At 75.8% G+C, this 9666-nt stretch carries 2 protein-coding genes; both read right to left on the minus strand.

From position 1 onward, the window contains the following. Positions 1 to 14: 14 nt before the first annotated feature. Complete coding sequence (locus B086_RS0119805; RefSeq protein WP_018568174.1) at positions 15 to 6383, minus strand: type I polyketide synthase; 6369 nt, start codon at positions 6381 to 6383, stop codon at positions 15 to 17. Positions 6384 to 6414: 31 nt separating this feature from the next. Then, the coding region (locus B086_RS0119810; protein WP_037873703.1) for a type I polyketide synthase at positions 6415 to 9666 on the minus strand (3252 nt) is incomplete at its 5' end.

Genomic DNA, 9666 nt, shown 5'->3' on the forward strand with positions numbered 1-9666 from the left:
ATTCTCCTTCGTCTTCACAGGCCGTCGGGGGTGCGCAGCGTGGTGCCGAGCCAGTCGGCGACGGCGTCGCCGGTGGTCGCGACATGCTGTTCCATGATCGAGAAGTGGTCTCCGGGAACGTCGACGACGGTGTCGGCACCGGCCCAGGAGGAGCGCCAGTCACCGGCTTCGGCGGACGGGCGGCCGAGCGGGGTGGAGGCGCGGACCAGCAGCAGCGGGGCGCTGACCGGCGGGGGACGCCAGTCGTCGAGCAGACGGAAGTAGCCGCCCATCGCGGTCAGCCGGGTCCCGTCCATCGGGGCCGCCCGGTCCTCGCGGGCGAACATGCCGCCCAGCAGGACGTCGTTGAACTGGGTGATGCCCTGGTTGTCGGAGAGGTAGGTGTCCAGCAGCACCACGGCCGCCGGGCCCTCGCCGCGCCGTTCCAGCTCGGCGGCGACCCCGTGGGCGAGCGTGCCGCCGGAGGAGGAACCGGCCAGGACGAGCGTCCGTCCGGGCAGTTCCCGGAGCAGTGTCGTCGCCTGGAGGTCCAGCAGGGCCGGCATGTCGGCGGGCAGTTCCTCCTCGGGGGTGAATCCGGGGGCGTCCAGGGCGGCGACGGCGTAGCGGTCCCGGAAGCGGGAGGCGAAGCGGGCGTACTGGTGGGCGCCGCCGAGGGCGACGACGGAGCCGAAGCAGACGAGCACGGGGGCGTCGGCGCGCTCGTTCAGGCACAGCAGCCGCGGGCCGGTGCCGGCGGCCACGAGGTCGCCGCCGCTGCGGAAGGCCGGGCGGAGGGCGGAGGCGGTCTTGAGCAGGGCGATGCCCTCGTCGATCCGGCCGAGTGCGCAGGCCCGGCGGAACAGCACGCTCACCGGGTCGGCGGCGCCGGTGTCCGGCTCGGTGCCGGTGCCGGACGCGGCGGCGCCGGTCACGGGTGCCGCTCCGGGCCGGGGCGTGTCCTGCGTCCGGGCCTCGGCGGCGAGGCGTGCCGCGAGCGCGGCGGGGGTGCCGCTGTCGAAGACGGCGGAGGGCCGCAGCCGCAGTCCGGTGACGGCGGCCAGCCGGTTGCGGAGCTCGACCGCTGTCAACGAGTCGAATCCGGCGGCGAGGAAGGGCACCGTCGCGGACAGCTCCCCGGAGTCGGCGTGGCCGAGGACTTCGGCGGCCTGGGCGAGGACGAGTTCGCGCAGGACCAGCTCGTGTTCCCGCGCGTCGGCGGCGGCGTCGAGCCGGTGCCGCAGCGCCGCTGCGGCGGTCGGCGCCCCCTTGGCTCCGGTCGGCGCGGTCGGGCCGCGCCGGACCAGGGAGCGCAGCATCGGGTGCACCGGGCCGTCGCCGCGCACGGTGAGGTCGAGATGGGCCAGGACGACGGGGCTCCCGTCCTCCGGCGGGGCGGCGTCGGCGGCGCACACCGCGTCCAGCAGGGCCATGGCCTCCTCGTCGGAGAGGCCGCGGGCGCCGCGCCGGTCGATGCGCCGCCGTTCGGCGCCGCCCAGCTCCGCCGTCATCCCGCCGACCCGCTCCCAGGGCCCCCAGGCCAGGGACAGGCCGGGGAGCCCGAGCCGTCGGCGTTCCGCGATGAGGGCGTCGAGCGCAGCGTTGGCGGCCGAGTAGGACGCCTGACCGGGGCTGCCCAGCACGCCTGCGGCGGAGGAGAAGACGACGAACGCCGAGAGGTCCGCCCCGCGTGTCAGCCGGTCGAGGTGGTGGGCGGCGTCGAGCTTGGGCCGCAGGACGGCGGCCGTCCGCTCCCCCGTCAGCCCGTCCAGCAGACCGTCGTCGAGCACTCCGGCGGTGTGGACCACGGCGCACAGCGGATGGCGTCCGGGGACGGCCGCGAGCGCGGCGGCCAGTGCCTGACGATCCGTCACATCACATCGGACGGCGGTCAGTTCGGCTCCGGACCCGGCCAGCTCCGCCGTCAGCTCCGGCAGGCCCGGGGCGTCGGCGCCGCGGCGGCTCAGCACAAGGAGGTGGCGCACCCCGTGCGCGGCGACCAGATGGCGCGCCAGGACGGCCGCGAGAGCGCCGCCGCCGCTCAGCAGTACCGTCCCCTCGGACGGCCCGAACGGACCGTCCGATCCGGTCGCTGCCGCGGGGGCGGGGGCCTCGGTCGCGGTGGCGGTGGCAGTGGCAGCGGCGGCCGACGGCCGCATCAGCCGGGGCGCGTACAGGACGCCGCCGCGCAGGGCCGCCTGTGGTTCGCCCGTGGCGAGGAGCTCGGCGAGCGCGTCGCCGAGACCGTCCGGGTCCGGCTCTTCGGTGTCCAACAGCACGAACCGGTCGGGGTGTTCGAGCTGAGCGGCCCTGAGCAGGCCCCAGACGGCCGCCGCGCCGAGGTCCGCCGGCCGCGGCCGCGCGCTGCGCGGGCCGGTCGCGCCCCGGGTGAGCACCACCAGGGGCGTACGGGCGGTGCTGTCGTCGGCCAAGTGGGCCTGGAGGCGGTCCAGGACTTCGGACACGACCCGGTGCGCCGCCTCGGGGTCCGCGTCCCGGGCGGGGTCGTCCCCGGTCGCGCCGGCCGCACCGGTCGCACCGGCCGCGGTGCCGGTGCCGGTGGACGGCGGGCAGATCAGCAGCGCCGCGTCGGGTGTCGCGGACAGGTGTCCGGCGGCGAAGGCGGCCGGGAGCAGCCGCTCGTCCCGCGGGCCGAGGAGGCCCCAGCGGGTGACCGGGCGCGGGCCGGGCCCGGCGGTGACCGGCGTCCAGCCGACGTGGAAGACGGAGCCGGCGGACGCCCGCAGCGCGGCGGGGGACGCCGTGCGCAGGGTGAGCGCGCCTACGGTCGCCACCGTACGCCCCGAGGGGTCGGTGATCCGCGCGGCGACGGTGTCGGGGCCGTCGGGGCGCAGCCGGACGCGCAGGACCGGCGCGTCGGAGGTCCCGATCGCGACGCGCTGCCAGGAGAAGGGCAGGGGGACGCCGTCGGCGGGCTCCGCGGTCCCGGCGCCCTCGCGCAGACCGGCCGTCTGGAGGGCCGCGTCCAGGAGGGCCGGGTGCACGGCGAACCCGTCGGCTCCGGTGCCGGGGAGGTCGTCGGGCAGGGCCACTTCGGCGTGGATCGCGTCCGGGGTGCGCCAGGCGGCACGCAGGCCCCGGAACGCCGGACCGTAGGAGACGCCCCGGGCTTCGAGCAGTCCGTACAGTTCGTCCACGTCCAGGGGGACGGCGCCGGGCGGGGGCCACGCGCCGGCCGGTTCGGCCGTGTCGTCCCCTTCGGCCGCGCGGTCCTCGGGGCCGACCGTGCCGGTCGCGTGCCGGGTCCAGGGCGGGGCGGCGGCGCCGGGGGCGGCCTCGGGCCGGGAGTGGAACTCCACCGGACGCCGTCCTGTGCCGTCCTCGGCACCCACCCGTACGCGCAGTTGTACGGCGTGGTCGTCGGCGGCGTCGCCGGGCAGCAGCAGCGGGGCCGCGAGGGTCAGTTCCTCCACCAGGGCGCAGCCGACGCGGCGGCCCGCGTGCGCGGCCAGCTCCACGAGGGCCGCGCCGGGCAGGATCACGGCTCCGGCCACGGAATGGTCGGCGAGCCAGGGGTGGGTGGCCGCGGAGAGCCGGCCGGTGAAGAGGGTGCCCGCGTCGTCGGGCAGTTCGACCGCGGCGCCGAGCAGCGGATGGTCCACGGCGGCCTGGCCGACGGCCGCCGGGTCCCGGTCGGCCGGCGGGGCGTCGAGCCAGTAGCGGCGTCGCTGGAAGGCGTAGGTGGGCAGGTCCACCCGCTGGGCGCCGGTTCCCGCGAACAGCCGCTCCCAGTCGACGCGCAGGCCCCGGACGTGCGCCTCGGCGAGGGCGGTCTGAAACCGGCGGAGCCCTCCGGCCCCGCGCCGCAGGGTGTCGAGCACCAGCGTCCCGGGAGCGCCCGCGTCGGCGGCCGTGTCCTCGATCCCGTACATCAGGGCGGGCTGGGGGCTGGACTCGATGAAGACGCGGTGCCCCGCCGCGAGGAGCGAGCGGGTCGCCCGCTCGAACTCGACCGTCTGCCGGAGGTTGCGGTACCAGTACTCGGCGTCCAGGGCCTTCGTGTCCAGCGGACCGCCGGTCACACTGGAGTAGTACGGCACCGCGCCCGAGAGGGGCGTGATGCCGTCCAGGCCGGACAGCAGGCGCTCACGGATCTCCTCCACGTGCGCCGAGTGTGACGCGTAGTCGACTTCGATGAGGCTCGCCCACACCCCTTCCTGGAGAAGTTCCTCCACCAGTGCCGTGACCGCGTCCGCTGCGCCCGAAACCACCGTTGAAGACGGGCCGTTGACCGCCGCCACCGACAACCGGCCACCCCACGAAGCGATACGCTCCCGCACCACACCCACCGGCAACGGCACCGACGCCATACCCCCACGCCCCGCCANCGCCCCCACCGCACGAGAACGCAACGCGACCACCCGCGCCCCGTCCTCCAGACTCAGACCACCCGCCACACACGCAGCCGCGATCTCCCCCTGGGAGTGACCCACCACCGCATCCGGAACCACACCGAACGAACNCCACACCNCCGCCAACGACACCATCACCGCCCATAGCACCGGCTGCACCACATCAACCCGCTTCAGCAGCCGCTCCGAACCCAACGCGTCGGCCAACGACCAGTCGACGTAAGGCGTCAGGGCCCTCCCGCACTCCGCCATCCGCCCCGCGAACACACGCGACTCGTCCAGCAGCCCCGCAGCCATCCCCACCCACTGCGAGCCGTGGCCCGGGAACACGAGCACCGAGCGGCCCGGGAGCTGCCCCCCGCCGACTGCCACGCCCGCCGAGCCCGCACCCCGTGACAGGGCGGCGACACCGGCCAGCAGCTCGCCCCGGCCCGCCCCCACCACCACGGCACGCTCCGCGAACCGTGAACGCCCCACCGCCAGCGAATGACCCACGTCCACCACGCTCAGACCCGGTTCCGCCACCACCCGCTCATGCAGCGCCGCCGCCTGGGCGCGCAGCGCGTCCGGGGTACGCGCCGACAGGATCCAGGGGACGGCGGCGACCGGCGCGCCGGCCGGTGCGGTGGGGGCGGCCGGTGCGGTGGGGGCCTGTTCGAGGATGACGTGGGCGTTGGTCCCGCTGGCGCCGAAGGAGGACACCCCGGCCCGGCGCGGCCGTCCCGTCTCCGGCCAGGGGGTGGCCTCGGTGAGCAGGCGGACGGCTCCCTCGGTCCAGTCGACGCGGGGCGAGGGGCGGTCGACGTGCAGCGTGCGCGGCATCACGCCGTGCCGCATCGCCAGCACCGACTTGATCACCCCGCCGACGCCCGCGGCGGCCTGGGTGTGGGACAGGTTGGACTTCAACGAGCCCAGCCACAAAGGCCGGTCGGCGGGCCGGTCCTGACCGTACGCGGCCATCAGTGCCTGGGCCTCGATGGGGTCGCCGAGCACGGTGCCGGTGCCGTGCGCCTCCACCATGTCCACCTCCGACGGGGCGAGTCCGGCACGGGTGAGCGCCTGGCTGATCACGCGCTGCTGCGCGGGCCCGTTCGGGGCGGTCAGCCCGTTGCTGGCGCCGTCCTGGTTGACGGCCGAACCCCGGATGACGGCCAGGACGGGATGTCCCGCGCGCTGGGCGTCCGAGAGCCGTTCCAGCAGGAGCAGGCCCAGGCCCTCCCCGAACCCGGCTCCGTCCGCGGCGGCCGAGAAGGACTTGCTGCGTCCGTCGGGTGCCAGGCCGCGCTGGCGGCTGAATCCGGCGTACAGCCCGGGGGTGGACATCACGGTCACCCCGCCGGCGAGGGCCAGGGTGGTGTCGCCGGAGCGCAGCCCCTGGCAGGCGAGGTGGACGGCGACCAGGGAGGACGAGCAGGCGGTGTCCAGGGTGACCGCCGGGCCTTCCAGGCCCAGGGTGTAGGCGATCCGGCCCGAGGCGACGCTCGGGATGCTGCCGGTGCCGAGGAAGCCTTCCAGCTCGTCGGGCACCCGGTCGAGCCGGGACGCGTACTCGCCGTGGATCACTCCGGTGTAGACGCCGGTGCGGCTGCCGCGCAGGGTCGTCGGGTCGATGCCCGCGCGTTCCACCGCTTCCCAGGACGCTTCCAGCAGCAGCCGTTGCTGCGGGTCCATGGCCAGGGCCTCGCGCGGGGAGATACCGAAGAAGCCGGGGTCGAAGCCGGTCGCGTCGTGGAGGAAGCCGCCTTCACGGACGTAGAACGTGCCGGACGCGTCGGGGTCCGCGTCGAAGCCGCCCTCGACGTCCCAGCCTCGGTCGGCGGGGAACGCCGAGACCGCGTCGCGTTCCTTGACCAGAAGCTCCCACAGGTCTTCCGGGGTACGCACCCCGCCGGGGTAGCGGCAGCTCATCGCCACGACGGCGACGGGCTCGGCGAAGTCGTCGCGGAGCCGTCGGTTCTCCTGCCGCAGGCGCTGGTTGTCCAGCAGCGAGGCGCGCAGGGCGGCGACCACCTGATCCGTGTCGGTGGGCATGGCAGTCGGCTTCTCCTTCTGCGGCTGTCGGTCAGTCACGTTCGCCGCCCAGGGCCATCCGGACGAGCTCGTCGACGGCCATGCCCTCGATGTCGTCGGCGGCGGGAACCGGTGCCTCCGGCCGGCCGGCGAGGTCCAGGAGCGCGTCGAGGAGTCCGGCCCGGCGCAGTGCGGCGGGTGGGATCGCGGCGAGCAGGGAGCTGATCTCGTGGTCCTCGCGGTCCGCCCCGACTGGTGTCCCGGCAGCCTTCCCTGTGGCCTTCCCGGCGGCCTTGCCGGTGGCGGCGGGGCCGCCCGGCCCGTCGGGTACCAGGCGCCCGGCGAGGTGGGCGGCGACGGCGGCCGGGGTGGGGTGGTCGAAGACCAGGGTCGCGGGCAGCCTGCGGCCGGTGGCGGCGCTGAGCCGGTTGCGGAGTTCGACGGAGGTGAGCGAGTCGAAGCCGAGATCCTTGAACGGCTGGTCCGGGTCGATGGTCGTGGCCGCGCCGTGGCCGAGGATGTCGGCGCTCCGGCTCCGTACCAGGTCGAGCAGGGCGGCGACGCGTTCCTCCGGGGGAAGGCCGGTCAGCCTGCGGCGCAGCGAGTCCGCTCCGGCGGCGTCCGCCCCGGAGGCGGGACGGCGTACGGTGCCGGGGACCAGGGCGGAGAGCAGGGCCGGTACGGGTGCGGTCCGGGCCGCCGTCCGGAGCCGGCCGAGGTCGATCTTGACCGGCACGAGCAGGGGTTCGTCCAGGGTGAGGGCCGCGTCGAACAGCGCCAGACCTTCTGCGCTGTCGATGGCCGCGGTGCCCGACCGGGACATGCGCCGCAGGTCGGCGGCGGTGAGCGTCCCGGTCATGGTGCTGCGGCGTGCCCACAGGCCCCAGGCGAGTGACTGGGCGGGCAGGCCCAGGGCCCGGCGGTGCTGGGCGAGCGCGTCGAGGAAGGCGTTGGCGGCCGCGTAGTTGCCCTGGCCGGCGTTGCCCACCGTGGCGGACGCCGAGGAGAACAGGACGAAGGCCGACAGCGGCAGATCACGGGTGAGGGCGTGCAAATGGAGAGCTCCGTCGACCTTGGGCCGCAGTACGTGGCGCATCCGCTCGGGGGTCAGCGACTCGACCGTCCCGTCGTCCAGGACACCCGCCGCGTGGACGACCGCGCTCAGCGGGCGGTCGGCGGGGATGCCGGCGAGCAGGACGGCGAGCGCGTCCCGGTCGGCGACGTCACATGCCGCTACGTCCACCCGGGCGCCGAGTCGGCGCAGTTCGGCGGCGAGGCCGGCCAGGCCCGGGGCGTCCGCGCCGCGCCTGCCGACGAGCAGCAGGTTCCGTACGCCGTGCGCGGTCACGAGGTGCTGTGCCACCAGACCGCCGAGCGCACCGCCGGCCCCGGTGACGAGGACGGTTCCCCCGGGCGGAGCGACACCGGACGGTGTGTCCAGGTCCGGGACCCGGACCGGGACCGGGACCGGGTCCAGGTCCAGGTCCAGGTCCAGGTCCAGGTCCGTGCCCCAGACAGCGAGCGCGTTCGTGTCCGGCTTCGGGTCCGTGGTGACGGTGGCCCTGGTGAGCCGGGCGGCGAGGAGTTGTCCGGCGCGTATCGCCAGTTGGGGTTCCGTTCCGGCCAGTGCCCGGGGCAGCAGGCCGGTCACGGCGGCCGGGTCATCGGTGTCGATCAGCAGGAAGCGGTCCGGGTGCTCGGACTGGGCGGAGCGGACGAGGCCGCGGACCGCGGCGCCGGTGAGGTCGGTGACCTCCTCACCGGCCGCCGTGGAGACCGCGCCCCGGGTGACGAGCACGAGCCGGGTGCCGTCGTCCCAACGCGGGTCGGCCAGCCAGTTCTGGACGAGCCGCAGGGCGTCGTCCAGTGCGGTGTGCACGGATGCGGCGTCGGGCGGCCCCGGCAGGTGCGGGGTGTGGTCGCACCAGGCCAGCACCGCGGCGGGCGGCGGCGCTCCCCCGTCCAGCGCGGCACCGAGGGCGGCCAGGTCCGGATGGCTGTCCGGGAAGAACTGCCCCCCGCCGAGGACGGCCCAGCGGCCGGGGGGACCGGCGGGTGCGGTGGCGGGCGCCGCCGACCACCGCACCCGGTAGAGGGATTCCGGGCCGCCCTCCGGGCGGAGGGCGTCGAGGTCGATCGGGCGGACGGCGAGCGCCTCGACCGACACGACCGGGAGACCGTTCCGGTCCGTCGCGTCGATCGACACCGATCCGTCCGGCCGGAAGCCGAGCCGTACCCTGAGCGCGGTGGCGCCGACGGCGTGCAGCCTGACCCCGTTCCAGGAGAACGGCAGTCCGGCGGACGGCCGGTCCGGGCCCGGTCCGGTCTCCGGCTGAGCGCGCAGGAACAGTCCCTGGAGGGCGGCGTCCAGCAGGGCGGGGTGCACGCCGAAGGCGGCGGCGGACCGGTGCTGGTCCTCGGGCAGGTGTACCTCGGTGAGGATCTCGTCGCCCCGGCGCCAGGCACGGGTGAGCCCGCGGAAGGCGGTTCCGTAGCCGTAGCCGGAGGCGTGGAACCGCTCGTACAGGTCGTCGACGGGGACCGGGACGGCGCCGGGCGGGGGCCAGGAGCCGGTGTCGTCCGGTGCGGATGCGGGTGCGGGTGACGGCTCGCGGGTCGTGGCGTCGGCGGTGAGTACGCCGGCGGCGTGCGCGGTCCAGTGCGGGGTCGTCGCGTCCTCACGGCAGGAGAACAGGCCCAGGGAGCGGGTGCCGTGCGCGTCCGCGGCACCGACCCGTACTTGCAGGCGGACGGCGGCGTCGGCGGGTATCAACAGCGGTGCCTGGAGCGTCAGTTCCTCCACCGTGTGGCATCCGGCCTCGTCCGCGGCACGTACCGCGAGCTCCGCGAAGGCCGCGCCGGGCAGCAGGACCGTACCGGCCACGGCGTGGTCGGCGAGCCAGGGGTGGGTACGCAGCGAGATCCGGCCGCTGAGCAGCAGTTCACCGGTGTCGGCCAGCTCGATGGCCGCTCCGAGGACGGGGTGGCCGGCCGGATCGAGCCCGGCCGAGCCCACATCGGCCGCCGTGGTGGGCGCCGGCTCGGGCCAGTAGCGGCTGCGCTGGAAGGCGTACGTCGGCAACTCCACCCGCCGCGCCCCCGGGAACGCCCCCGACCAGTCCACCCCCAAACCCCGCTCCCACGCACGACCCACCGCACGCAACACCTGCTCCAGGCCGCCTTCTCCGCGCCGCAACGTCCCCAGCACCGCGGCATCCACACCAGCCGCCTCCACCGACTCCCCCACCGCCACACCCAGCACCGGATGCGGACTGGACTCGACGAAGAACCGGAACCCCTCCCC

Origin of the sequence: Streptomyces sp. PsTaAH-124, assembly GCF_000373685.1 — a bacterium.
GTDB lineage: Bacteria > Actinomycetota > Actinomycetes > Streptomycetales > Streptomycetaceae > Streptomyces > Streptomyces andamanensis.